This is a genomic window from Streptomyces goshikiensis (assembly GCF_014650555.1).
Classification (GTDB): Bacteria; Actinomycetota; Actinomycetes; order Streptomycetales; family Streptomycetaceae; genus Streptomyces; species Streptomyces goshikiensis.
Window position 1 is genome coordinate 1 of sequence record NZ_BMVE01000006.1, and the last position, 25,428, is coordinate 25,428.

The window sequence follows — 25,428 nt, forward strand, 5'->3', positions numbered from 1 at the left end:
CATTGTGGGAAAGCCCCGCACCAGGTAACTGGTGCGGGGCTTTTCTGCGTTTACGGGCAGATCGGCGACCCGCGCCGGGGCGCACCGTTCCACCAGTCCGCCGGAGGGCTCGGGGAGGCTATAGGCGGCCGGCGGACTTGAGGGCCAGGTAGGCGTCGGCGAGGGCCGGGGCGAGGGTGTCGGGGGTGGTGTCGACGACGTGGACGCCGTGGCGGGAGAGCTGCTCGGCCGTACGTCGGCGCTGGGCCTGGGACTGGGTGCCCGCGGCGGCCTCGTAGATCGCGGCCGCGTCGCCGCGGGAGCGGGTCATCTCGGCGACGTGCGGGTCCGCGACCGAGGCCAGCAGGACCGTGTGCCGCTGGGTGAGCCGGGGGAGGAGGGGCAGCAGGCCTTCCTCGATCGGGGCCGCGTCGAGGCTGGTCAGCAGGACGACCAGGGAGCGGCGCGGGGCGCTGCGGAGGATGGTGGAGACCAGGGCGCGGGAGTCGGTTTCGACGAGCTCCGGTTCCAGGGTGGCCATGGCGTTGACGAAGGCGGGCAGGGTGTCCGCGGCCGAGCGGGCCTGGACCAGCGCGCGGGGGCGGCGGTCGTGGGCGAGGAGGTCGACGCGGTCGCCGGCGCGGGTCGCCAGGGCGGCCAGGAGCAGGGCCGCGTCCATGGCGGAGTCCAGGCGGGGGGCGTCGCCGACGCGGCCCGCGGACGTACGGCCGGTGTCGAGGCAGATCAGGATGTGGCGGTCGCGCTCGGGGCGCCACGTACGGACGGCCACCGCGGGCCGGCGGGCGGTGGCGCGCCAGTCGATGGAGCGGGTGTCGTCGCCGGGGACGTAGTCGCGGAGGCTGTCGAACTCGGTGCCCTCACCGCGCGTCAGGAGGCTGGTGCGGCCGTCGAGTTCGCGGAGCCGGGCCAGTCGGGAGGGCAGGTGCTTGCGGCTGGTGAAGGGCGGCAGGACGCGGACCGTCCAGGGGACGGTGTGGGCTCCCTGGCGGGCGAGGAGGCCGAGCGGTCCGTACGAACGGATCGTCACGCGGTCGGCGTGGCGGTCGCCGCGGCGGGTGGGCAGCAGACGGGTGGTCAGGCGGCGGCGTTCGCCGGCGGGGACGACCAGGTCGTGCCGGGACGCCGCGGGTTCGGTGCCGGGGAGCCAGGCGCTCGGGGGCCAGGCGTCGCGGACGCGGGCGCGGAGCCTGCGGGTGCCCGGGTTGGTCACCGTCAGGTGCACGTCGGCCGGTTCGCCCAGGCGTACGGAGGTGTCGCCGGAGCGGTCCAGCCGCAGGGTGCGGACGGGCGCGGCGAGGGCGTAGTCGAGCGCGCAGGCCACGGCGAGGGGGCCGTTGACCGCGAGCATGCCCGTCCAGCTCGGTTCGAGGAGGCCTACGGGGATGCTGCCGAGGGCCGCGAGCAGCGCGGCGCGTCCGGTGAGGGCCATCAGCGCGGGACGGGGACGTGGGAGAGGATCGCCGAGATGACCGAGTCGGAGGTGACGCCTTCCATTTCGGCTTCCGGGCGTAGTTGTACGCGGTGGCGCAGGGTGGGCAGGGCGAGGGCCTTCACGTCGTCGGGGGTGACGTAGTCGCGTTCGCTCAGCCAGGCCCAGGCGCGGGCGGTGGCCAGCAGGGCGGTCGCGCCGCGGGGGGAGACGCCGAGGGTGAGCGAGGGGGATTCGCGGGTGGCGCGGCAGATGTCGACGACGTATCCGGCGATCTCGGGGGAGACGCTCACGTTCGCCACGGCGTCGCGGGCGGCCGCGAGGTCGGCGGGGCCGGCGACGGGGCGGATGCCGGCGGCGTGCAGGTCGCGCGGGTTGAAGCCGGCGGCGTGCCGGGTGAGGACGCCGATCTCGTCGGCGCGGGAGGGCAGCGGGACGGTGAGTTTGAGGAGGAAGCGGTCCAGCTGGGCTTCGGGGAGGGGGTAGGTGCCCTCGTACTCGACCGGGTTCATGGTGGCGGCGACGAGGAAGGGTTCGGGGAGGGCGCGCGGTGTGCCGTCGACGGTGACCTGTCGTTCCTCCATGGCTTCGAGGAGGGAGGACTGGGTCTTGGGAGGGGTCCGGTTGATCTCGTCGGCGAGGAGGAGGTTGGTGAAGACCGGGCCGTTCTGGAAGGAGAACTCGGCGGTGCGGGCGTCGTAGACGAGGGAGCCGGTGACATCGCTCGGCATCAGGTCGGGGGTGAACTGGACGCGCTTGGTGTCGAGTTCGAGGGAGGCGGCGAGGGCCCGTACGAGGAGGGTCTTCGCGACGCCGGGGACGCCTTCGAGGAGGACGTGGCCGCGGCACAGGAGCGCGACGACGAGGCCGGTGACGGCCGGGTCCTGGCCGACGACGGCCTTGCCGATCTCGGTGCGGATCGCTTCCAGTGAGGAGCGGGCGCTGTCCGTGGTGGCCGTCATGAGGTGCGGACCTCTCTTTCGAGGGCGTCGAGTTGGTCGGCGAGCGCGACGAGTGCCGCGTCGTCGGCGGGGATGGGGCCGAAGAGCAGGGTGGTGACGTCGTGCGCGCCGCCGGGGATGCGGGCGCAGACGCCGGGGACGAGCGCCTCGGGTGCGTGGGCCCGGCCGGGCGGTACGCCGACGAGTGCGGCCAGGCGTTCGCGGGTGGCGGCGCGCAGGACGGTGGCGGCGCGGTCGCGGGCCCCGGCCTTGCGGTAGAGACGGGCGCGGCCCTCGGCGGCCTCGGAGGCGCGGACGGCCACGGGCAGTTGTTCGGTGACGAGCGGGCCGAGGCGGCGGGCGCGCCAGAGGGCGGCGAGGGTGGCGGCCACCAGGAGCTGGAGCAGGGCCCAGCCCCAGCCGGCGGGGACGAGTTCCAGGAGGGACTTGTCCTCGGGGTCTTCGCCGGCGGGGGCGGTGTCGGCGGGGCTGGGCAGGTACCAGACGACCCCCGGGCGGGAGCCGAGGAGTTGGAGGGCGAGGGAGGCGTTGCCCTCGTGGGCGAGGGTGCGGTTGAGCAGGATCGTGTCGGAGCCGAGGAGGACGGTGTCTCCGCCGGGGGTGGCGGTGGGGAGGACGAGGAGGGTGGGGTTGCCGTCGCTGGGGTAACAGGCGGTGGCCCCGGGGGTGTCGGTGGCGTAGCGGTGCTCGCCGCCGGTGTCGGCGCGGCCCGCGGCGTGGGCGGCGGGGAGGGCGCAGCCGGGGTCGAGACGTTTGTGGTGGGCGGTGCCGTCGGTGCGGGCGCCGGGGGCGAGCTGCGGCAGGGTGGGGCCGCCGGGGGCGACGAGGACGGTGCGGCCGCCGGAGAGGTCGATGGCGGAGCGGACGGCGCGGAGCTGGCTGTCGCCGAGCAGGTCGGGGGCGGTGACCACGAGGGTGGTGCCCGGTCCGGCGGCGTCGGCGGCTTCGCGGGCGGTGGTGACGACCTGGCTGGTGACGCCGCGCTGCGCCAGCAGTTCGGCGAGGGCGCGGCTGCCGTAGGGGTCGGCGGAGCGGGGGTCGAGGTGGCCGTGGTGGTTGCCGGACTGGAGGGCGGCGAGGGCTGTGGAGCCGGCGAGGAGCACGGCGAGGGCGATGAGGAAGCCGCGGGTCCGGGTCCACAGCTGGGCGCCGGTGGGCGCGGTGGAGGTCCCGGTCATGCGGTGGGTCCCGTCAGGAGCGGCTTGGCGCGTTCCAGGGCGAGGTCGAGGGTGCGCAGCCGGGCGTAGGTGTCGGGGTCGCCGGTGCGGCCGCCGTAGGTGACGTCGTCGAAGGCGCGGGCCGCCGCGCGGAGGTCGGCGGCGTGATGGGGGAGGGGGCCGGCGGCTTCGGCGGCGGCCTCGTCGGCGGTGCGGCCGGGGCGGGGGTCGAGCAGGGTGCGCTCTTCCAGGGAGCGGACGACGGCGCGCATGCGTTCCTGGACGGCTTCGGTCCAGCGGCCGGCGGTGGCGTGGGCTTCGGCGGCCGCGCGGTGGTCGGCGGCGCTGCGCGGGCCGTCGTCGAAGAGGGTGCCGGGGTCGGTGGCGGTCCGGTGGGGGGTGCCGAGCCGCCACCAGAGGGCGGCGATGACGAGGAGGGTCAGCAGGAGGACGGCGAGGAGGCCGAGGCCGCCTCCGGGGGTGGCCCCGGAGGCGCGGCCGAAGAGTTCGTCGACCCATTCCCAGAAGCGGTCGAGGGCGCGTTCGATGAGCCCGGGGTCGTTCTGGTGGTAGACGGGCTTGGACAGTTCGCGTTCGGCCGCCTCGCGGGCGGGGTCGCGCGGTGTGGTCACCGGTGGTGTCGGTGCGCCGGGCAGTGCGGCCGCGGCGCGGATGATGAGGCCCCCCGTACTCATCGGCGCGTCAGCCTCCGGTGGGCGGGGCCGTCGCGTCGGCTCCGTAGTTCTCCAGGCCGGCCGCGCGGGCGAGTTCCAGGTCGAGGGCTTCGCGCCGGATGCGCTGGTCGATGTACAGGAGGACGGTGACGCCGGACTGGATCGGCATGGTGATGGTGAGGGCGATGACGCTGCCGATCGCGGTGAGGATCAGGGAGCCCCAGCTGTTGAGGGCGGTGCCGTCGGCGAGGCCTTCCAGTCCGCCGCCGAAGAGGGCGACGGAGACGGCCAGCAGCGGGTAGACGATGATCGCCGACACCAGGGCGGTGATGAGGGCGGTGAGCGCCGTGATGCCGAAGATCCGCCACCAGGAGCCGTTCACCAGCTTCGACGAGCGGGCCAGCGCGGTGCGGATGGTGGCCTTCTCCAGCATCAGCGCGGGTGAGGCGAGGCTGAGCCTGATCCACAGCCAGGTGACGAGGACGGCCGCGGCGAGGCCGCCGAGGACTCCGAGGCCGAGGCTGCCGGCCAGGACGCCGGGCAGGATCAGCAGGACGAAGACGGTGACGGCGCCGAAGCCGATGAGCAGGGTCAGTCCGGCGAGCCGGAGCAGCTGGCCGCGGGCGTCGCGCCAGGCGCCGCCGACGGTGGAGGGCCGGCCGAGGACGGCCCTGCTGAAGATCATGGTGAGCATGGCGGTGACCAGAAGTCCGCCGAGGAGCTGGAGGAGGTAGGCGGCGAGGGTCAGCAGGGCGCTGGTGTCGCTGAAGTCCTCCATGCGCGCCTGTGAGCCGGGCTCGATGGTGAGGCGGTCGCCGGAGTACTTCTGCACGAGCACGCTGAAGACCTGGACCAGTACCGCGACGGCGAGGCTGATGGAGAGCACCGAGCGCCAGTGCGTACGCATGGTGGTGACGGCGCCGTCGAGGATCTCGCCGAGGCCGAGGGGGCGCAGCGGGATGACGCCGGGCTTGGCCGCCGGGGGCGGCCCCCAGGTGCCCCAGCCGCCGCCCGCGCCGCCGGTGCCACCTGTGCCGTTCTGGCCGCCGTACGGGGTGCCGTACCCCCGGCTGTCACCCGTTTGGGCGTACGAGCGCCCGCCGGCGCCCTGCTGGGGCCGCTGCGGGGGTGTGGCGGGGGTGTCGGACGCTCCGGTGCCGGGGCTCGACCACTGGCCGGGCGGGGGCTGCTCGGCGGACCACTTCTGGTCGCCGGCGGGCCGCGCGGGCGGCTGGGTGCCCTCGGCGCCCTCGCCGTCGGACGGGGATCCGGGCGTCGCCCAGCCCGGAGAGTCGTTCATCGTCGCTCCTTCACGCGTGCCCGCCGGGGCGGGCGCGCTGGTCGGCTGCCATCGTGCCACGGGGGAACGCCGGGGGGACCGGCCGTCCCCCCGGTATCCCGGCCGCCCGTACTCTCAATTGTCGCCCGGATCCGGGGGAGACTGGAGGTCCTGATCACCACGCAGGTCCGAGGGGCGATTTCCAGCCCTTTTGGCTGTGGGACAGCTCACCGCCAGGTAACGATTAGCTAATGGGATGATGTCAAGCATGAAGGGACGAGTCCTTGTCGTCGACGACGACACCGCGCTGGCCGAGATGCTCGGCATTGTGCTGCGTGGAGAAGGTTTTGAGCCGTCGTTCGTAGCGGACGGTGACAAGGCGCTGGCTGCCTTCCGGGAGGCGAAGCCGGATCTCGTGCTGCTCGACCTGATGCTGCCCGGACGGGACGGCATAGAGGTCTGCAGACTGATCCGGGCCGAGTCCGGGGTGCCGATCGTCATGCTCACCGCGAAGAGCGACACGGTGGACGTCGTCGTGGGCCTGGAGTCCGGGGCCGACGACTACATCGTCAAGCCGTTCAAGCCGAAGGAGCTGGTGGCCCGCATCCGGGCCCGCCTGCGCCGGTCGGAGGAGCCCGCGCCCGAGCAGCTGGCCATCGGTGACCTGGTCATCGACGTGGCCGGGCACTCGGTCAAGCGGGACGGCGCCTCGATCGCGCTGACCCCGCTCGAATTCGACCTGCTGGTCGCCCTCGCGCGCAAGCCCTGGCAGGTCTTCACCCGTGAGGTGCTGCTGGAGCAGGTCTGGGGCTACCGGCACGCGGCGGACACCCGCCTGGTCAACGTGCACGTGCAGCGGCTGCGCTCCAAGGTCGAGAAGGACCCGGAGCGCCCCGAGATCGTAGTGACGGTGCGTGGTGTCGGCTACAAGGCCGGACCGAGCTGACGTGCAGCCCGGCAAGCCCCCCAGCGGCTCCCGCCGAGGAGTCCTGCGGGGCGGTCGGCCGCTCCGTGCGGCCGACGGCGCACCCGGCGGCCCCGTGCTGCGGCTGTTCATACGCCTCCTGCGCCGGCCGCTGCTTCCGGCTGTCCGGCTGTGGCGGCGCAACATCCAGCTCCGGGTGGTCGCGGCGACCCTGCTGATGTCGCTGGCCGTGGTGCTCGCGCTGGGGTTCGTCGTCGTCGCCCAGGTCAGCAAGGGCCTCCTCGATGCCAAGGAGCAGGCGGCGCAGAGCCAGGCCGCGGGCGGGTTCGCCGTCGCCCAGGAGAAGGCCAACACGCCGTCGGCCGCGGACGGGCCCGACGCCACCGACAACAAGGTCGGCCGGGACGCCAGTACCTGGATGAACTCGCTGGTCAAACAGCTCGCCAGTGGTGGCCAGACGGCCTTCGAGGTGGCCGCGCTCGGCGCCGGCACCGGTGAGCAGGGCCCGCCCGGCGCCCAGGGCGTCAAGGGCGCCCGCGCCTCCGGGAACGTGGATCCGACCGCGAGCGTCCCGCTGGGGCTGCGCAAGGCCGTCAACCACGCCACCGGCACCTTCAAGACCTTCTCGGAGATCAAGTACACCTCCGGGTCCGACGAGAAGGCGCCCGAGCCCGCGCTGGTGGTGGGCAAGCGGCTCACCGACATCAACGGCGACCCGTACGACCTGTACTACCTCTTCCCGCTGACCCAGGAGGAGGAGTCCCTCAACCTGGTCAAGGTAACCTTCGCCACCGCCGGCGTGTTCGTGGTCGTCCTGCTCGGCGCCATCGCCTGGCTCGTCGTACGCCAGGTCGTGACCCCCGTCCGGATGGCCGCCGGGATCGCCGAGCGGCTCTCGGCCGGGCGGCTCCAGGAGCGGATGAAGGTCACCGGCGAGGACGACATCGCCCGCCTGGGCGAGGCCTTCAACAAGATGGCCCAGAACCTCCAGCTCAAGATCCAGCAGCTGGAGGACCTGTCCCGGCTGCAGCGCCGCTTCGTCTCCGACGTCTCGCACGAGCTGCGGACCCCGCTCACCACCGTCCGGATGGCCGCCGACGTCATCCACGACGCCCGGGTCGACTTCGATCCCGTCACCGCACGCTCCGCCGAACTCCTTGCCGGGCAGCTCGACCGCTTCGAGTCGCTGCTCGCCGACCTGCTGGAGATCAGCCGGTTCGACGCGGGCGCGGCCGCGCTGGAGGCCGAACCCGTCGACCTGCGCGACGTCGTGCGCCGGGTCATCGACGGCGCCGAGCCGCTCGCGGAGCACAAGGGCACCCGCATCCGGGTCCTCGGCGACACCCAGCCGGTGATAGCGGAGGCCGACGCCCGCCGTGTGGAGCGGGTGCTGCGCAACCTCGTCGTCAACGCCGTGGAGCACGGCGAGGGCCGCGACGTGGTGGTCCGGCTCGCCTCGGCGGGCGGCGCCGTCGCCGTCGCCGTACGGGACTACGGGGTCGGGCTCAAGCCCGGCGAGGCCACCCGCGTCTTCAACCGCTTCTGGCGGGCCGACCCGGCCCGCGCCCGCACCACCGGCGGGACCGGCCTCGGCCTGTCCATCGCCGTCGAGGACGCCCGGCTGCACGGCGGCTGGCTCCAGGCGTGGGGCGAGCCGGGCGGCGGCTCCCAGTTCCGGCTGACCCTGCCGAGGACCGCCGATGAGCCGCTGCGCGGATCCCCGATCCCGCTGGAGCCCGAGGACTCCCGGGGCAACCGCGCCCGGGCCGCCGCCGAGGCGGCCGGCGCGGGCACCGCACCGGCCCACCGGCCCCGGGAGGGCGCGGACCGCTCGCCGATACCCCCGCGCTCCGCGGTCGCCGGCGCGCTCCCGGTCCCCGCGGACCCGACGGCCCTGCCGGGCAACGGGTCCCGCGTCGTGGCCAGGGGAGCCGACCAGGCAGCGCAGGAGCAGTCAGCAGAGGATGGAACAGGTGGACGCTGAGCCCAGGAGTTCCCGCGCGCCGGGCCGCCGGAGGCCCCCCGCGGGCCGGTGCGGCGCGCTCGGTGCGACCGCGCTGACCGGGCTGCTGCTCGCCGGCTGCGCCTCGATGCCCGACAGCGGCGAGATCCGGCAGGTGCAGGCCTCCCACGGCGTCGACTCCCAGGTCCGCGTGTTCGGGGTGCCGCCCGCCGACAAGGCCAGCCCGGCCGAGATCGTCGACGGCTTTCTTGAGGCGATGACGAGCGACGACCCGATGCTCGACACCGCCCGCAAGTACCTCACCGAGGACGCCGCGAAGAACTGGAAGCCCGGCTCCGCCGTCACCGTCCTGTCCGCCGGCCTCGACCGGTACCCGGTGCCCGGCGAGAAGGAGCCCGACCAGCCCCGCTGGAAGGTCACCGGCAAGAAGCTCGCCACGGTGGACGAGCGCAGCGCGTACCAGCCGGAGACCGGCGGCGGGCGGTACGAGGAGTACCTCCAGCTGGTCCAGGTCAACAAGCAGTGGCGGATCGCGACCCCGCCCAGCAGCCTCGTGCTCAGCGAGTCCGACTTCCAGCGCATCTACAAGCCGGTCAACAAGTACTACTTCGCGGGCGGCACGCTCGTGGCCGACCCGGTGTACGTGCGTCAGCGCAGCGACCCGGAATCGCGGATGGACCCCACCACGCAGACGGTGCAGTCGCTGCTGGCCGGGCCCTCGAAGTGGCTCGGGCCCGTCGTCACCTCCAGCTTCCCCAGCGGGACGGCGCTGCGCGACGGCACCAAGTCCCTTTCGTACGACGGCCAGAACACGCTGCGGGTGCCGCTGAACGCGAAGGCCGACAACGTCGCCCACCCGCAGTGCCAGCGGATGGCCGCCCAACTCCTGTACACGGTCAAGGACCTGACGGCCTCGCGGCTCGACCGGGTCGAACTCCTGCTCTCCGACGGCAAGTCCTCGCTGTGCTCGGTGACCGGCGGGGCGGCGGCGGCCATCGCCAACCGGGTGCCGAGCCCCGACCACCAGTACTACGTCGACAAGGACTCCCGGCTCGTCCGGATGACCCTCGACGTCACCAGCGAGGACCAGCAGCACCAGGCCAAGCCCGAGCCGGCGCCCGGGCCGCTGTCCACCGCCACCGCGTTCAAGGTCGGCTCGGCGGCGGTCTCCTACGACGAGAAGCGCGCCGCGGTGGTCTCCCAGGACGGGCGCGGGCTGTACGTCGTCAACCTGACGACGGCCGGCCCGATGCCGGCGTCGGTCCTCAGCAGCGCGGCGGGCAAGCTGACCGCGCCCAGCTGGGACGCCCTGGGCGACCTGTGGATCGCGGACACGGATCCGCAGAACGCGGCGCTGTGGCGGGTGCCGGGCGGGACGGGGACCCCGCAGAAGGTCGAGGTCGCCGGGCTCGGCAGCGGGCGGATCTCCGCGCTGAAGGCCTCCTCCGACGGGGTGCGGATCGCGCTGCTCGTCGAGAAGGAGGGCTCGCGCAAGAACCTGTTCATCGGGCGCGTCGAGCGGCCCGAGAGCAAGGCGGACGCCTCGGCGGTGTCGGTGCGCGAGCTGCGCCCGGGGGCCCCGCAGATGGCCGAGGTGACGGCGATGAGCTGGGCGCCGCGCGGCCGGCTGCTGGTGGTCGGCCGGGAGAGCGGCGGGGTCATGCAGGCCCGTTACATGCTGGCCGACGGGTCGATGGTCGCGGCGGGGCTGCCCGGGGCGGCCGGACTGAGCGCGATCGCGGCGTCGGAGGACGAGAGCAAGCCGGTGGTGGCGTTCTCTGAGGACGGCATCGTCTGGCTGCCGCCGGGTGCGCAGTGGCGTACGGCGGCGGCGGGCGGCAGGGCGCCGGTCTATCCGGGCTGACCGGCTGCCCACCGGCTGCCGCTCGTGGCTGACCGGCGCTGACCGGCGCTGACCGGGGCCGAGCTGCGACTGCTCGCGGCCGACCGGGGCTGAGCTGCGGCTGACCGCGGGTGAGCTGCGGCTGACCGCGACTGACCGCTGCCGGGCCGCGGGTTTCGCGCCCCTGTGCGGGGTTGTCCACAGGGGTGGCGCGGTGCTGCCCGGCGCGGCACGGTGAGCGGTGTGCGCGGATGGTGGCGGGAGCTCGCGGGGCTGGTGCTGCCGGTGGGCTGCGCCGGCTGCGGGGCCGGCCGCGAACCGCTGTGCGGCGGGTGCCGGGCGGCGCTCAGTGGGGCCGGGGCGGGGTGTGTGCGGCCCGCTGCGGCGCCGGCGGGGCTGCCCGCGGTGTATGCGGCCGCCGCGTACGGCGGGGCGGTACGAGGGGTCGTACTGGCGCACAAGGAGCGCGGGGCGCTGCCGCTGGCCGGGGCGCTCGGCACGGCCCTCGCGGCGGCCGTCCGGACCGCCGCGCCGGGGTGCGCGGGGGAGTTGGTGCTGGTTCCGGTTCCGTCGGCGCGCCATCGCGTGCGGGCGCGCGGGCACGACCCGGGGCGCAGGATCGCGCTGGCCGCCTCCGCGCGGCTGCGGCGGACCGGGGTGCCGGCGCGGGTGGCGCCCGTACTGAGGCTCAGGCGTGCGGTGGCGGACCAGGCGGGTCTGGGGGCGCGGGAGCGCCGGGCGAACCTGGCGGGGGCCCTGGAGGTGTCCCGGGGCGGGGTGGAGCTGCTGGCCAGGGGGGCCGCGGCGGCGCCGGAGGGCCGGCCGGGCGGGCCCCGGATCGTGCTCGTGGACGATGTGGTCACCACCGGCGCCTCGCTCGCCGAGGCGGCCCGGGCGGTGCGCGCGGCGGGGATCGGCCCGGTGGCCGCGGCGGCCGTGGTCGCCGCTCCGGCGGGCGCGTTCGGATGGGGAGATACCCCCCGCAACCCGGACAGAGCAAAAAACCCGTGAATAGATTTGGAACTGGAGGGGAAGGCGCATCGTTGCAGGTAGTACGAGGGACAGACCACCTGATCGGAGGTACGTTCCGGTAGCGGGTGCCGACAACCGCCATAGAGGGATATGTTCGGTTGTGAGGAACTGGCGAGCCTTGGGCCCCACGCATCGGATCGCATGTTTCGAAATATTTCGGATCTTCGTGTCAGAGGCTGTCTCTCGACTCCGAAGTCGGTGGGGTGTAGATCTTGCCGATGGGGGAGGAGGAGGTGAAAGTCGCCAAGTCCGAGGCTCCGGTGCTCACCGGAGTCTGGTGCGAAAGGGAGACGCTTCGCCCCTGGGGCGGAGCTATCCGGGAACGGAGTTCTGCGTGGACATCGTCGTCAAGGGCCGCAAGACCGAAGTGCCCGAGCGGTTCCGCAAGCACGTGGCAGAGAAGCTGAATCCCGAGCGGATCCAGAAGCTCGACGCCAAGGTGATCAGCTTGGACGTCGAGGTGTCCAAGGAGCACAACCCGCGCCAGGCCGACCGTTCCGACCGCGTGGAGATCACCCTGCACTCGCGGGGACCCGTCATCAGGGCGGAAGCGGCAGCCGCCGACGCGTACGCGGCGCTGGACCTGGCTCAGGACAAGCTGGAGGCCCGGCTGCGCAAGCAGCACGACAAGCGCTACACGCGCCGTGGCAACGGCCGGCTCTCGGCGGCGGAGGTCGCCGACGTGGTGCCGGGCGTCGCGCAGCTGAACGGCAACGGCCAGCCGTTCACCGAGGAGCAGGCGGACGCGATCCCGACGACGCGGATCGGCTCTCTGGAAGTGCAGGGCGAAGGCCCGCTCATCGTCCGGGAGAAGACCCACTCGGCCGCGCCCATGTCGCTCGATCAGGCTCTGTACGAGATGGAGCTGGTCGGCCACGACTTCTACCTGTTCGTCGACTCCGACACGAAGATGCCGAGTGTCGTCTACCGGCGCCACGGCTATGACTACGGAGTGATCCACCTCAACGCCGACGAGGCTTCCTCCTCGGCCGAGTCCGCCGCGGGCGCCGGCGGGGCGCTCGGCGGCTGACCTTCGTTCGCTGCCCCCGCGGGACGCGTGTCGTGTCCCGCGGGGGCACCTGTGTGAGTGACCCGGGCGGCGCGCGGACGGCGTGTATGCGCCAGCGTGGCTCGCGAGAGCCCCCGGGGGATGCCCCGGGCATGGAATCATGGCGGGCAGTCAACCGGCGGCCGACCCCGCACGGTTGGCGCGGCGGCTCGGCACATGCACATGCAGGGGGAGGAACGATGGCGGACGGCTTCGGACCGGTGCGCGGCGACGACGGTGCGAACTGCGGGGCTCCCGAGAGCCCTGCCGGGGAGCCGATCCGAGTCCTCGTGGTGGACGATCACGCGCTGTTCCGGCGAGGGCTGGAGATCGTGCTCGCCCAGGAGGAGGACATCCAGGTCGTCGGCGAGGCCGGGGACGGCGCGGAGGCCGTGGACAAGGCGGCCGACCTGCTGCCGGACATCGTGCTGATGGACGTGCGGATGCCGCGGCGGGGCGGGATCGAGGCGTGTACCTCGATCAAGGAAGTGGCCCCCTCCGCGAAGATCATCATGCTGACGATCAGCGACGAGGAGGCGGACCTCTACGACGCGATCAAGGCCGGCGCGACGGGATACCTGCTGAAGGAGATCTCGACGGACGAGGTGGCCACGGCGATCCGCGCGGTGGCCGACGGCCAGTCGCAGATCAGCCCCTCGATGGCGTCGAAGCTGCTGACCGAGTTCAAGTCGATGATCCAGCGCACCGACGAGCGCCGGCTGGTGCCGGCGCCGCGGCTGACGGACCGGGAGCTGGAGGTCCTGAAGCTGGTCGCCACCGGGATGAACAACCGGGACATCGCCAAGGAGTTGTTCATCTCCGAGAACACCGTGAAGAACCACGTGCGCAACATCCTGGAGAAGCTGCAGCTGCACTCCCGGATGGAAGCCGTGGTCTACGCGATGCGCGAGAAGATCCTCGAAATCCGCTGATCAGAGCGCCGCGAGCGCCGCCCTGACGGATTCCGCCTCCGCCGGGGAGGCGGCGCGCTCGACGCGGACCGCGTCGCAGCCGACCCAGCTCGCGGCCTCGCGCAGCGCCTGCGCCATCGGGCCGGCCGCCTTCGGGCTGGTCAGGGAGAGCTGGCGGGCCACCAGCGTGGTGCCCTCGCGGGCCGGGTCGACCCGGCCCTGGAGCCGGCCGCCCGCCAGCAGGGGCATCGCGAAGTAGCCGTGCATCCGCTTGGGCTTGGGGACGTACGCCTCCAGCCGGTGGGTGAATCCGAAGATCCGCTCCGTGCGCGGCCGGTCCCAGACCAGGGAGTCGAAGGGCGAGAGCAGCGTCGTGCGGTGGCGGCCCCGGGGCGGGGCGGCCAGGGCCTCCGGCGCGGCCCAGGCCGACTTGGACCAGCCCTCGACCTGCACCGGGACCAGGCCCGACTCCTCGACCACCGCGTCGAACTGCTCGCCCCCCAGGCGGTGGTAGTCCGCGATGTCGGCCCGCGTGCCGACTCCCAGGGACTGCCCGGCCAGGGCGACCAGGCGGCGCAGGCACTCGCGGTCGTCGAGGTCGTCGTGGAGCAGGGCGTCGGGTACGGCGCGCTCGGGCAGGTCGTACACCCGCTTCCAGCCACGGCGTTCGCTGCAGACCACCTCGCCGGTGTCGAGCAGCCACTCCACCGCGATCTTGGTCTCGGACCACTCGAACCACTCGCCGCCGTTCTTGGCGCCGCCCAGCTCGGTCGAGGTCAGCGGGCCGTCGGCCCGCAGGCGGTCCAGGACGGCCTTCGTCGAGAGCTCCTTGTCGCGCAGGACGTGCCAGCGGTGGCCGCGCGCCCGGCGGGCGCGGCGGCGGAACGCGAAGTGCGGCCACTCCTCGATGGGCAGGATGCAGGCCGCGTGCGACCAGTACTCGAAGGCGTGCCCGTCGCTCCAGTACGCCCGCTCCACCGCCGGCCGGCCGACCGCGCCCAGGCGCGCGTACGGGATCAGCTCGTGCGACCTGGCCAGGACTGAGATCGTGTCGAGCTGGACGGCGCCCAGGTGCCGCAGCACCCCGCGCACCCCGCCGCGCCGGTCCGGCGCGCCGATGAACCCCTGCGCGCGCAGGGCGATCCGCCGGGCCTCGTCGGCGGACAGGGACACGGTCGGGGTCGGCTGCGGTGCGGCGGCGGTGGTCATGCCGGCACCCTAGACGGCGTCACTGACAGCGGGCAGGTAGGGCAGCGCGGAGGGCAGCCCGAGGTCCGAGGGGAGCAGGGCGCCCACCCAGCAGTCGCGCAGGGTGTCCCTCGTCCGGAGCGCGGCCCGCATCGTGCCCTCCACGCGGAAGCCGGCCTTCTCGGCGACGGCCAGGGAGCCGTGGTTGCCGACCTCGGCGCGCCATTCCAGCCGTACGGCGCCCAGCTCGGTGAAGGCCCAGCGGGCGGCGGCCAGGACGGCCTCGGTCGTGTAGCCCCGGCCGCGGTGTTCCCTCACGGCCCAGTAGCCGATCTCGTACAGCCCGGGCCCGGGCAGGTGGATGCCGACGGAGGCGACCAGGGGGCCGTCCGGGGCGAGGCGCACGGCGAAGGCGTACCCGCTCTCCTCGCGCCAGCCGGCCGGGGCCACCTCGCCCACGAAGGACCGCGCGTGCTCGCGCCCGTAGGGGCTGGGGACCAGCGTCCAGCGCTGGATGCCGGGGTCCTGGCAGGCGGCGTACACCTCCTCCTCGTCGTCGGGACCGAAGGGGCGCAGCCGCAGCCGCGCAGTGTTCAGGGTGAGGGGCTCCATGACCGGATTCTGCGCGCCGCCGGCCGGACCCGGCGAATCAGTTTTCGCGCACACCGGCACCTTCCGGGTATCCCGTACGTTCTCATTCCGGGCACCCGTGCCCTGCGGATAGTGCGGACCTCCCGACGCGACCGCGTCCTCGCTTACGATGGCCGTTGCGGTGGGGCCCACCCTCCGTGCCCGTGTACGAACCAGTGCCAGGCCCGACCGGCAAGGAGACAAACCTCGGTGTCCGTCTTCAACAAGCTCATGCGTGCAGGCGAAGGCAAGATCCTGCGCAAACTGCACCGCATCGCGGACCAGGTCAACTCCATCGAAGAGGACTTCGTCAACCTCTCCGACGCCGAGTTGCGTGCGCTCACTGACGAATACAAGCAGCGCTACCAGGACGGCGAGAGCCTGGACGACCTGCTCCCCGAGGCCTTCGCGACCGTTCGCGAGGCCGCGAAGCGCGTCCTCGGCCAGCGCCACTACGACGTCCAGATCATGGGCGGCGCCGCGCTGCACCTCGGTTACGTCGCCGAGATGAAGACCGGTGAGGGCAAGACCCTCGTCGGCACGCTCCCCGCGTACCTGAACGCGCTGTCGGGCAAGGGCGTCCACCTGATCACGGTGAACGACTACCTCGCCGAGCGCGACTCCGAGCTGATGGGCCGGGTGCACAAGTTCCTCGGCCTGGAGGTCGGCTGCATCCTGGCGAACATGTCGCCGGCGCAGCGCCGCGAGCAGTACAACTCGGACATCACGTACGGCACGAACAACGAGTTCGGCTTCGACTACCTGCGCGACAACATGGCGTGGTCGCAGGACGAGCTGGTCCAGCGCGGCCACAACTTCGCCGTGGTCGACGAGGTCGACTCGATCCTCGTCGACGAGGCCCGTACGCCGCTGATCATCTCCGGCCCCGCCGACCAGGCCACGAAGTGGTACGCCGACTTCGCGAAGCTGGTCACCCGCCTGACCAAGGGCGAGCCCGGCCAGCCCCTCAAGGGCATCGAGGAGACCGGCGACTACGAGGTCGACGAGAAGAAGCGCACGGTCGCCATCCACGAGGCCGGTGTCGCCAAGGTCGAGGACTGGCTCGGCATCGAGAACCTCTACGAGTCGGTGAACACCCCGCTCGTCGGCTACCTGAACAACGCCATCAAGGCGAAGGAACTGTTCAAGGCCGACAAGGACTACGTCGTCATCGACGGCGAGGTCATGATCGTCGACGAGCACACCGGCCGTATCCTCGCCGGCCGCCGCTACAACGAGGGCATGCACCAGGCGATCGAGGCGAAGGAAGGGGTGGACATCAAGGACGAGAACCAGACGCTCGCCACGATCACCCTTCAAAACTTCTTCCGCCTCTACAGCAAGCTGTCGGGCATGACCGGTACGGCCATGACCGAGGCCGCCGAGTTCCACCAGATCTACAAGCTCGGTGTCGTCCCGATCCCGACCAACCGCGACATGGTCCGCAAGGACCAGGCGGACCTGATCTACCGCACCGAGGTCGCGAAGTTCGCCGCCGTCGTCGACGACATCGCGGAGAAGCACGAGAAGGGCCAGCCGATCCTGGTCGGCACCACCTCGGTCGAGAAGTCCGAGTACCTCTCGCAGCAGCTCTCCAAGCGCGGCATCCCGCACGAGGTGCTGAACGCGAAGCAGCACGAGCGCGAGGCCTCGATCGTCGCCCAGGCCGGCCGCCGCGGCGCCGTCACGGTCGCCACGAACATGGCCGGCCGCGGTACCGACATCAAGCTCGGCGGCAACCCGGACGACCTCGCCGAGGCCGAGCTGCGCCAGCGCGGCCTGGACCCCGAGGAGCACATCGAGGAGTGGGCGCAGGCCCTGCCCGAGGCGCTCCACCGGGCCGAGGCGGCCGTGAAGGCCGAGTTCGAGGAGGTCAAGGACCTCGGCGGGCTGTACGTGCTGGGCACCGAGCGGCACGAGTCGCGCCGCATCGACAACCAGCTGCGCGGCCGCTCCGGCCGTCAGGGCGACCCGGGCGAGTCCCGCTTCTACCTGTCGCTGGGCGACGACCTGATGCGTCTGTTCAAGGCGCAGATGGTCGAGCGCGTCATGTCGATGGCCAACGTGCCGGACGACGTGCCGATCGAGAACAAGATGGTGACGCGCGCGATCGCCTCGGCGCAGTCGCAGGTCGAGACCCAGAACTTCGAGACGCGCAAGAACGTCCTGAAGTACGACGAGGTCCTCAGCCGCCAGCGCGAGGTCATCTACAGCGAGCGCCGCCGCGTGCTCGAAGGCGAGGACCTGCAGGAGCAGGTGCGCCACATGATGGACGACACCATCGACGCGTACATCGCGGCCGAGACGGTCGAGGGCTTCGCCGAGGAGTGGGACCTGGACCGCCTGTGGGGCGCGTTCAAGCAGCTCTACCCGGTGAAGGTCACCGTGGAGGAGCTGGAGGAGGCCGCGGGCGACCGGGCCGGCATCACGGCCGAGTTCATCGCGGAGTCCGTCAAGGACGACATCCACGAGCAGTACGAGACGCGCGAGAAGACGCTCGGCTCCGAGATCATGCGCGAGCTGGAGCGGCGCGTGGTGCTGTCGGTGCTGGACCGCAAGTGGCGCGAGCACCTGTACGAGATGGACTACCTGCAGGAGGGCATCGGCCTGCGGGCGATGGCCCAGAAGGACCCGCTGGTCGAGTACCAGCGCGAGGGCTTCGACATGTTCAACGCCATGCAGGACGGCATCAAGGAGGAGTCCGTCGGCTACCTGTTCAACCTGGAGGTCCAGGTCGAGCAGCAGGTCGAGGAGCTTCCGGTGCAGGACGCGGCGCCGTCGCTGACGAAGGAGCCGGCCGCGCGTCCCGAGATCCGCGCGAAGGGCCTGGACGCGCCGCAGCGTCCGGACCGGCTGCACTTCTCCGCGCCGACGGTGGACGGCGAGGGCGGTGTCGTCGAGGGCGAGTTCGACAGCGAAGCCGGTGACGGGATGACCCGTGCCGAGCGGCGCAAGGCGCAGAAGGCGGCCGGCGGCCGTCGTCGCAAGAAGTAGCCCCGCGCGCTGGGGCACCCCCGCCGGGGCCGGACACCGTACGAGGTGTCCGGCCCCGGCGTCTTCGTACGGCCGGTTCCTCACGGGCGGGGGCCCTGGATCTCGACCGCCGCGCAGCGCCAGCGCAGGTCGGGGCCCTGCTCCAGGCGGAAGGCCATCGCCGAGACGCGCTCGCCGGTGGCGATGCGGGCGAAGGCCTCGATGACGCCGGGGCCCGGGTGGAAACGGCCGCAGTGGCGCAGCACCGGGCGCAGGCGCTCGCGCGGCGGCCCGGCGGTCGCCAGGGTGACGAGCTGCTCGTAGGCGGGGCCGACGGTGAGTCCCAGCAGCGAGTGGACCGGGCGCTGGCCGCTGACCACCGCCAGCAGGCGTTCCGCGAACCAGTCGTGCGGGCCGCGCGGGCGGCGCTGGTCGCGGCGGCCGGGAGGGCGGGTGGTGTTCCTGGTCCTGGTCCTGGTCATGGCGGTCGTCCCCGAGGAGGCCGGGCCCGGCGGTGGTACCGGGCGGTAACTTGGTTGGGGACCTTCTACGGGCCCGCGAACACGCTCCGCAACGGCCCGCGCCCCGCCGGCGCGGGGCGCGCGTCCTCACCTATCCGGGTGGCGGGCCGGAACCACCGCGCCGCCGCGCCCGCCCCGAGGGGCGGGGGGTGGACGCGGTTGCCCGGCCGGGCGGCGGTCCGAAGGGGGACGGCGACGGCCACCGGACGGAGCCGCCGCCGGGCGCGCGGGCCGGGCCCGGGACGGGTGGCGGTACCCCGGGGGGCGTGGGGGTTTCGCCGCGTCAGTCGTATCCTGAGGGCGTTTCCGACTACCGAAAGCAGCCGGCCATGCGCGTGTACGTCCCCCTGACCCTCCAAGGGCTCGCCGAGGCGCACGAGGCGGGCGAGCTGGGCCCCGCCCCGCTCCGCGCGTACGCCGTCACCCCCGGGCTGCGGGAGTGGTACGTCTCGGACGACATCGAGGAGCTGGAGTACGCGGCGCTCGGCCGGGCCGCCACAGCCTCGCTGCGGCTGCTCGCCGCCGACGCCGCCGCCCCGCGCAAGCGGGTCGTAGTGGCCGTCGACGTCGAGGACAAGGCCGCCACCGCGACGCCCGGGCTCGACGAGGCCACCCTCGGCCAGGTCACCCTCGCGGCCGCCGTACGGCTCACCGTGGCCGCCGCGGTCCACGTGGACGCCGAGGACGCCCGCGAGGACGTCGCGGCCGCCGCGGCGGCCGTCGACGCCGCCGACGGCGGGGACGACGACGCGCGGTTCACCGTGGACGGCGCCGAGGACCACGAGCTCCTCTGGTTCGGGGTGCAGGAGATTCCGGGGCTGCTGAAGTGACTGTTGCCGAAGTGAGCGGGATAGCCGTCGCCGGCCCGCACATCGTCTGGGACTGGAACGGCACGCTGCTCCACGACATCGACGCCGTCATCGTGGCGACGAACGCCTCCTTCGCCGAGCTCGGTTTCCCGCCGATCAGCCTGGAGACGTACCGCGACCTGTACGTCGTCCCCGTGCCGAAGTTCTACGAGCGCCTGATGGGCCGGCTGCCCACCGACGAGGAATGGCTCGTCATGGACGAGACCTTCCACCGGCACTACTGGGCGGCCGCCGAGGACTCCGGGCTCGCCGAGGGCGCCCGGGAGCTGCTCGCGGACTGGTCGGGCGCCGGGTCCACCCAGTCGCTGCTGTCCCTCGCGCCCCATGACAAGCTCGTACCGCTGGTGCGCGTCCACGGCATCGACGGGCACTTCGTCCGCGTCGACGGCCGCGTGGGTCCCTCGCACACCAGCAAGGCGGGCCACCTCGTACGCCATATGGCCGCCATGGAGGCGGCCGGTGTGACCGCCGCGCGTACGGTCCTCATCGGAGACGCCGTGGACGACGCCCTCGCCGCCGCCCACGTGGGCGCGCGGGCCGTGCTCTACACGGGTGGTTCGCACAGCCGCGCCAGTCTCGAATCGGCCGGAGTGCCCGTCGTGGACTCGCTGGCGGAGGCCGTCCGCACTGCTCGCGAACTGGCCGGATAGCGACTGGCACGAGCGGGCGCCGCCGTCACTGCGCACATCGTCAAACTTAGGCACCTGCTTTTGTACAGATCCGGCCCGTGACGGGCAGGGGGTCCGGCGAGATAGCCTGGTACCCGTGATCAGCGCGATAGTCATCGGAGGCATTGCAGCCTCCGGCCAGCGCCCGGCGCACGACCGTGCCCGGGCTTTCGCTGATCCCCGCTGCCGGGACCTCTCGCCGATCATGGCCGATTCCCTCCACGGCGGCTCTCACGACGGCATAGCGTCGATCCCGAACGGACACCCCGCCTCGCGGCGCTACGTCATTCCTTCCTTCACCTACGTCACGCAATGGCGCGCGACAGGAGCCAGAGGACATGCAGACCAAGCTGGACGAAGCAAAGGCCGAGCTGCTCGCGCGGGCGGCCCGGGTAGCTGAGAACAGCCCGGCCGGGGGGCTACTTCCGACTGGGTCCGAGCAGGGGGAGCGTCCAGACCGGGACACGGTGCTCGCCTACCTCCAGCGCTACTACCTGCACACCGCCCCCGAGGACCTCTTGGACCGGGATCCGGTCGACGTGTTCGGGGCAGCGCTCTCGCACTACCGGCTCGCCGAGAAGCGGCCGCAGGGCACCGCGAACGTGCGCGTGCACACCCCCACGGTCGAGGAGAACGGCTGGACCTCCAGCCACTCGGTCGTCGAGGTCGTCACCGACGACATGCCCTTCCTGGTCGACTCCGTCACCAACGAGCTCTCCCGGCAGGGCCGCGGCATCCACGTCGTGATCCACCCGCAGGTCGTCGTCCGCCGTGACGTCACCGGCAAGCTGATCGAGATCCTCGGTGCCGACTGCGACGCGCACGGCCCCAAGACCGCGCGCCCCCACGACTCCCTCGTCGAGTCCTGGATCCACGTCGAGATCGACCGCGAGACCGACCGCGCCGACCTCAAGCAGATCACCGTCGACCTGCTGCGCGTCCTGTCCGACGTCCGCGAGTCCGTCGAGGACTGGGAGAAGATGCGCGACGCCGCGCTGCGCGTCGCCGACCAGCTCCCGGACGAGCCGACCGCCCCGGACCTGCGCGAGTACGAGCTCGAAGAGGCCCGCGAGCTGCTGCGCTGGCTCGCCGACGACCACTTCACCTTCCTCGGCTACCGCGAGTACGACCTCGTCGACGGCGACTCCCTGTCCGCCGTGCCCGGCACCGGTCTCGGCATCCTGCGCTCCGACCCGCTGCACAGCGGCAAGGAGGACGGCCACCCCGTCTCGCCCTCCTTCAACCGGCTGCCCGCCGACGCGCGCGCCAAGGCCCGCGAGCACCGCCTGCTCGTGCTGACCAAGGCCAACAGCCGCTCCACCGTGCACCGCCCGTCCTACCTCGACTACGTCGGCGTCAAGAAGTTCGACGCCGAGGGCAACGTCGTGGGCGAGCGCCGCTTCCTCGGCCTGTTCTCCTCCGCCGCGTACACCGAGTCCGTGCGCCGCGTCCCGGTCATCCGCCGCAAGGTCGCCGAGGTCCTGTCCGGCGCCGGCTTCGCGCCGAGCAGCCACGACGGCCGCGACCTGACGCAGATCCTGGAGACCTACCCGCGCGACGAGCTGTTCCAGACCCCGGTCGACCAGCTCCAGGCCATCGTCACCTCCGTGCTGTACCTCCAGGAGCGCCGCCGGCTGCGGCTGTACCTGCGCCAGGACGAGTACGGGCGCTACTACTCCGCGCTGGTCTACCTGCCGCGCGACCGGTTCACCACCGGCGTCCGGCTGCGGCTGATGGACATCCTGAAGGAGGAGCTCGACGGCATCAGCGTCGACTTCACCGCCTGGAACACCGAATCGATCCTCTCCCGGATCCACTTCGTCGTCCGCGTCCCGCAGGGCACCGAGCTGCCCGTCCTGACCGACGCCGACGTCGAGCGGGTCGAGGCCCGGCTCGTCGAGGCCGCCCGCTCCTGGGCCGACGGCTTCGGCGAGGCGCTGATCGCCGAGACCGGCGAGGAGCGCGCCGCCGAGCTGCTGCGCCGCTACGGGGGCTCCTTCCCCGAGGGCTACAAGGCCGACCACTCGCCGCGCGCCGCCGTCGCCGACCTGGTCCGCCTGGAGCGGCTGTCCGCCAGCGACAGCGACTTCGACCTCTCCCTCTACGAGCCCGTCGGCGCCGGCCCCGGCGAGCGCCGCTTCAAGATCTACCGCCAGGGCGAGCAGGTCTCCCTGTCCGCCGTGCTGCCGGTCCTGCAGCGCCTCGGCGTCGAGGTCACCGACGAGCGCCCGTACGAGCTGCGCTGCAGCGACCGTACGAACGCGTGGATCTACGACTTCGGCCTGCGGATCCACACCCCCGCCGGCAACGGCGACAGCTACCTCGGCGACGACGCCCGCGAGCGGTTCCAGAACGCCTTCGCGGCCGTGTGGACCGGGCAGGCCGAGAACGACAACTTCAACACCCTGGTGCTCAGCGCCGGGCTGACCTGGCGGCAGGCCGTCGTCCTGCGCGCGTACGCCAAGTACATGCGCCAGGCGGGCTCCACCTTCAGCCAGGACTACATGGAGGACACCCTCCGCAACAACGTCCACACCACCCGGCTGCTGGTCTCGCTCTTCGAGGCCCGGATGTCGCCCGGCCGCCAGGCCGCCGGCAGCGAGCTCGTCGACGCCATGCTGGAGGAGCTGGACGGGGCCCTGGACCAGGTCGCCTCGCTCGACGAGGACCGCATCCTGCGCTCCTTCCTCACCCTCATCAAGGCGACCCTGCGCACCAACTTCTTCCAGAGCGCCGGCGAGGGAAGCGGCAGCAGGAGCCAGGACGGCGGCGCGGGCGAGCAGCACGCGTACGTGTCGATGAAGTTCGACCCGCAGGCCATCCCGGACCTGCCGGCGCCGCGCCCCGCGTTCGAGATCTGGGTGTACTCCCCGCGCGTCGAGGGCGTCCACCTGCGCTTCGGCAAGGTCGCCCGCGGCGGCCTGCGCTGGTCCGACCGGCGCGAGGACTTCCGTACGGAGATCCTCGGCCTGGTCAAGGCGCAGATGGTCAAGAACACCGTCATCGTCCCGGTCGGCGCCAAGGGCGGCTTCGTCGCCAAGAACCTGCCCGACCCGTCGGTGGACCGCGACGCCTGGCTCGCCGAGGGCATCGCCTCGTACAAGATCTTCATCTCGGCGCTGCTCGACATCACCGACAACATGGTCGGCGGCGAGGTCGTGCCGCCCAAGGGCGTCGTCCGCCACGACGAGGACGACACCTACCTCGTCGTCGCCGCCGACAAGGGCACCGCGACCTTCTCCGACATCGCCAACGGGGTCGCCGAGTCTTACGGCTTCTGGCTGGGCGACGCGTTCGCCTCCGGCGGCTCGGCCGGCTACGACCACAAGGGCATGGGCATCACCGCCCGCGGCGCGTGGGAGTCCGTCAAGCGGCACTTCCGCGAGCTCGGCCACGACACCCAGACCCAGGACTTCACCGTCGTCGGCGTCGGCGACATGTCCGGTGACGTCTTCGGCAACGGCATGCTGCTCTCCGAGCACATCCGCCTGGTCGCCGCCTTCGACCACCGGCACATCTTCATCGACCCGACGCCGGACGCCGCGACCTCGTACGCCGAGCGCCGGCGCCTGTTCGAGCTGCCGCGCTCCTCGTGGGCCGACTACGACACGGCGCTGCTCTCGTCGGGCGGCGGGATCCACCCGCGCACCGCCAAGGCCATCCCGGTCAACGCGCAGATGCGCGCGGCCCTCGGCATCGAGGCCGGCGTCACCAAGATGACCCCGGCCGAGCTGATGCAGACGATCCTCCAGGCCCCCGTGGACCTGCTGTGGAACGGCGGCATCGGCACGTACGTCAAGGCCACCGCCGAGACGCACGCCGACGTCGGCGACAAGGCCAACGACGCCATCCGCGTCAACGGCGCGGACGTCCGCGCCCGGGTCATCGGCGAGGGCGGCAACCTGGGCCTGACCCAGCTCGGCCGCATCGAGTTCGCCCGGACCGGGGCCGGCGGCGAGGGCGGCAAGGTCAACACCGACGCCATCGACAACAGCGCGGGCGTGGACACCTCCGACCACGAGGTGAACATCAAGATCCTGCTGAACTCGCTCGTGTCGGAAGGCGACATGACGGTGAAGCAGCGCAACAAGCTGCTCGCCGAGATGACGGACGAGGTCGGCCGTCTGGTCCTGCGCAACAACTACGCGCAGAACACCGCCCTGGCCAACGCCGTGGCCCAGGCGCCGAGCCTGCTGCACGCCCAGCAGCGCTTCATGCGCCGCCTGGAGCGCGCCGGACGACTGGACCGGAGCCTGGAGTTCCTGCCCAACGACCGGCAGATCCGCGAACTGCTCAACAACGGCAAGGGCATGACCCAGCCGGAGCTGGCCGTCCTGTTCGCCTACACCAAGATCACGGCGGCGGACGAGCTCATCGCCACCGAGCTGCCGGACGACCCGTACCTGCGCCGCCTGCTGCACGCGTACTTCCCCGGCGCCCTGAACGAGAAGTTCCAGGACCAGATCGAGGCGCACGCGCTGCGCCGCGAGATCATCACCACGGTGCTGGTCAACGACACCGTCAACACCGGCGGTTCGACCTTCCTGCACCGTCTGCGCGAGGAGACCGGGGCCTCCACGGAGGAGATCGTCCGCGCGCAGCTCGCGGCCCGCGAGATCTTCGGCCTGGCCGAGGTCTGGGACGACGTCGAGGCGCTCGACAACAAGGTCGCGGCCGACGTCCAGACCCGGGTGCGGCTGCACTCGCGGCGCCTGGTCGAGCGCGGCACCCGCTGGCTGCTCAACAACCGGCCGCAGCCGCTGGAGATCACCGCCACCATCGAGCTCTTCAGCGACCGGGTCAGCCAGGTCTGGGAGGAGCTGCCGAAGCTGGTGCGCGGCGCCGACCTGGAGTGGTACCAGTCGATCGTGGACGAGCTGACCGGCGAGGGCGTGCCGGAGGAGCTGGCCGCCAAGGTCGCCGGGTTCTCCTCGGCCTTCCCGACGCTCGACATCGTGGCGATCTCCGACCGCACCGGCGTCGACGCGCTGGGTGTCGCCGAGGTCTACTACGACCTCGCCGACCGCCTGGAGATCACCCAGCTGATGGACCGGATCATCGAACTGCCGCGGTCCGACCGCTGGCAGTCCATGGCCCGCGCCTCCATCCGCGAGGACCTGTTCGCGGCGCACGCGGCGCTGACCGCCGACGTGCTGGCGGTCGGCAACGGCGACTCGACTCCCGAGGAGCGCTTCAAGGCGTGGGAGGACAAGAACGCGGCGATCATCGGGCGGGCCCGGACGACCCTGGACGAGATCCGGGGCTCGGACGACTTCGACCTGGCGAACCTGTCCGTGGCGATGCGCACGATGCGTTCGCTGCTGCGGGTGCACGGCTAGTCGCCCCGTAGACGCCC

18 protein-coding genes are annotated in these 25,428 nt (G+C 72.5%); 10 read left to right on the forward strand and 8 right to left on the reverse strand.

The genetic code is table 11. The features are described 5' to 3' along the window. Positions 1-118: 118 nt before the first annotated feature. The 5 genes from IE248_RS18735 to IE248_RS18755 are packed head-to-tail and all read right to left on the reverse strand — an operon-like array spanning position 119 to position 5,522. Positions 119-1,429: a DUF58 domain-containing protein gene (locus IE248_RS18735; protein WP_073797433.1), complete on the reverse strand. Its 1,311-nt coding sequence runs from the start codon at positions 1,427-1,429 to the stop codon at positions 119-121. Continuing rightward, on the reverse strand, positions 1,429-2,391 hold the full coding sequence (locus tag IE248_RS18740; protein ID WP_037797692.1) for an AAA family ATPase: 963 nt from the start codon (positions 2,389-2,391) through the stop codon (positions 1,429-1,431). Before IE248_RS18740 ends, IE248_RS18735 begins: the two co-directional genes overlap by 1 nt. Beyond that, positions 2,388-3,569, reverse strand: a complete 1,182-nt coding sequence (locus tag IE248_RS18745; RefSeq protein WP_190031225.1) for a DUF4350 domain-containing protein — start codon at positions 3,567-3,569, stop codon at positions 2,388-2,390. Before IE248_RS18745 ends, IE248_RS18740 begins: the two co-directional genes overlap by 4 nt. Continuing rightward, positions 3,566-4,243 (reverse strand): DUF4129 domain-containing protein, encoded by a 678-nt coding sequence (locus tag IE248_RS18750; RefSeq protein WP_124288876.1) that lies wholly within the window; start codon positions 4,241-4,243, stop codon positions 3,566-3,568. The genes IE248_RS18745 and IE248_RS18750 overlap by 4 nt, the downstream gene beginning before the upstream one ends. 7 nt (positions 4,244-4,250) lie before the next feature. Continuing rightward, positions 4,251-5,522, reverse strand: coding sequence for a hypothetical protein (locus IE248_RS18755; RefSeq protein ID WP_073797438.1), 1,272 nt, complete (start codon positions 5,520-5,522; stop codon positions 4,251-4,253). Positions 5,523-5,757: 235 nt separating this feature from the next. Here IE248_RS18755 and mtrA point away from each other — a divergent pair, with 235 nt between their 5' ends. From mtrA to IE248_RS18785, 6 genes are all read left to right on the forward strand, one after another. Beyond that, complete coding sequence (gene mtrA, locus IE248_RS18760; RefSeq protein WP_189973359.1) at positions 5,758-6,447, forward strand: two-component system response regulator MtrA; 690 nt, start codon at positions 5,758-5,760, stop codon at positions 6,445-6,447. Between the two features lies 1 nt (position 6,448). Then, on the forward strand, positions 6,449-8,410 hold the full coding sequence (gene mtrB, locus IE248_RS18765; protein WP_047960593.1) for an MtrAB system histidine kinase MtrB: 1,962 nt from the start codon (positions 6,449-6,451) through the stop codon (positions 8,408-8,410). Next, positions 8,391-10,253: an LpqB family beta-propeller domain-containing protein gene (locus tag IE248_RS18770; RefSeq protein ID WP_417810632.1), complete on the forward strand. Its 1,863-nt coding sequence runs from the start codon at positions 8,391-8,393 to the stop codon at positions 10,251-10,253. Before mtrB ends, IE248_RS18770 begins: the two co-directional genes overlap by 20 nt. 222 nt (positions 10,254-10,475) lie before the next feature. Further along, complete coding sequence (locus tag IE248_RS18775) at positions 10,476-11,243, forward strand: ComF family protein (protein ID WP_190031226.1); 768 nt, start codon at positions 10,476-10,478, stop codon at positions 11,241-11,243. Positions 11,244-11,598: 355 nt separating this feature from the next. Continuing rightward, complete coding sequence (gene hpf, locus IE248_RS18780) at positions 11,599-12,294, forward strand: ribosome hibernation-promoting factor, HPF/YfiA family (RefSeq protein WP_037795443.1); 696 nt, start codon at positions 11,599-11,601, stop codon at positions 12,292-12,294. Positions 12,295-12,512: 218 nt separating this feature from the next. Then, on the forward strand, positions 12,513-13,244 hold the full coding sequence (locus IE248_RS18785; RefSeq protein ID WP_008743924.1) for a response regulator: 732 nt from the start codon (positions 12,513-12,515) through the stop codon (positions 13,242-13,244). Here the strand turns inward: IE248_RS18785 and IE248_RS18790 are convergent, their stop codons facing one another. Together IE248_RS18790 and IE248_RS18795 are read right to left on the reverse strand one after the other, a co-directional pair. Beyond that, positions 13,245-14,432 (reverse strand): winged helix-turn-helix domain-containing protein, encoded by a 1,188-nt coding sequence (locus IE248_RS18790; protein WP_190031227.1) that lies wholly within the window; start codon positions 14,430-14,432, stop codon positions 13,245-13,247. Between the two features lie 9 nt (positions 14,433-14,441). Next, positions 14,442-15,023 (reverse strand): GNAT family N-acetyltransferase, encoded by a 582-nt coding sequence (locus IE248_RS18795; RefSeq protein WP_190031228.1) that lies wholly within the window; start codon positions 15,021-15,023, stop codon positions 14,442-14,444. Positions 15,024-15,251: 228 nt separating this feature from the next. Here IE248_RS18795 and secA point away from each other — a divergent pair, with 228 nt between their 5' ends. Then, on the forward strand, positions 15,252-18,035 hold the full coding sequence (gene secA / locus IE248_RS18800) for a preprotein translocase subunit SecA (RefSeq protein WP_073797445.1): 2,784 nt from the start codon (positions 15,252-15,254) through the stop codon (positions 18,033-18,035). An 80-nt stretch (positions 18,036-18,115) separates the two neighbouring features. On the opposite strand, the gene IE248_RS18805 is transcribed toward secA, so the two are convergent. Beyond that, entirely contained in the window at positions 18,116-18,496 is a 381-nt protein-coding gene (locus tag IE248_RS18805; RefSeq protein WP_100582635.1) for an Rv3235 family protein, read from the reverse strand. A gap of 368 nt (positions 18,497-18,864) precedes the next feature. Here IE248_RS18805 and IE248_RS18810 point away from each other — a divergent pair, with 368 nt between their 5' ends. The 3 genes from IE248_RS18810 to IE248_RS18820 all read left to right on the forward strand — a co-directional run bounded on the left by IE248_RS18810 (position 18,865) and on the right by IE248_RS18820 (position 25,411). Continuing rightward, the gene (locus tag IE248_RS18810; protein WP_008743919.1) at positions 18,865-19,365 is read left to right on the forward strand and encodes a DUF6912 family protein; all 501 of its coding nucleotides are present in this window, start codon (positions 18,865-18,867) and stop codon (positions 19,363-19,365) included. Between the two features lie 20 nt (positions 19,366-19,385). After that, entirely contained in the window at positions 19,386-20,054 is a 669-nt protein-coding gene (locus IE248_RS18815; RefSeq protein ID WP_073797477.1) for an HAD family hydrolase, read from the forward strand. 356 nt (positions 20,055-20,410) lie between these two features. Continuing rightward, positions 20,411-25,411 (forward strand): NAD-glutamate dehydrogenase, encoded by a 5,001-nt coding sequence (locus IE248_RS18820; protein WP_190031229.1) that lies wholly within the window; start codon positions 20,411-20,413, stop codon positions 25,409-25,411. The last annotated feature ends 17 nt before the right edge of the window (positions 25,412-25,428 follow it).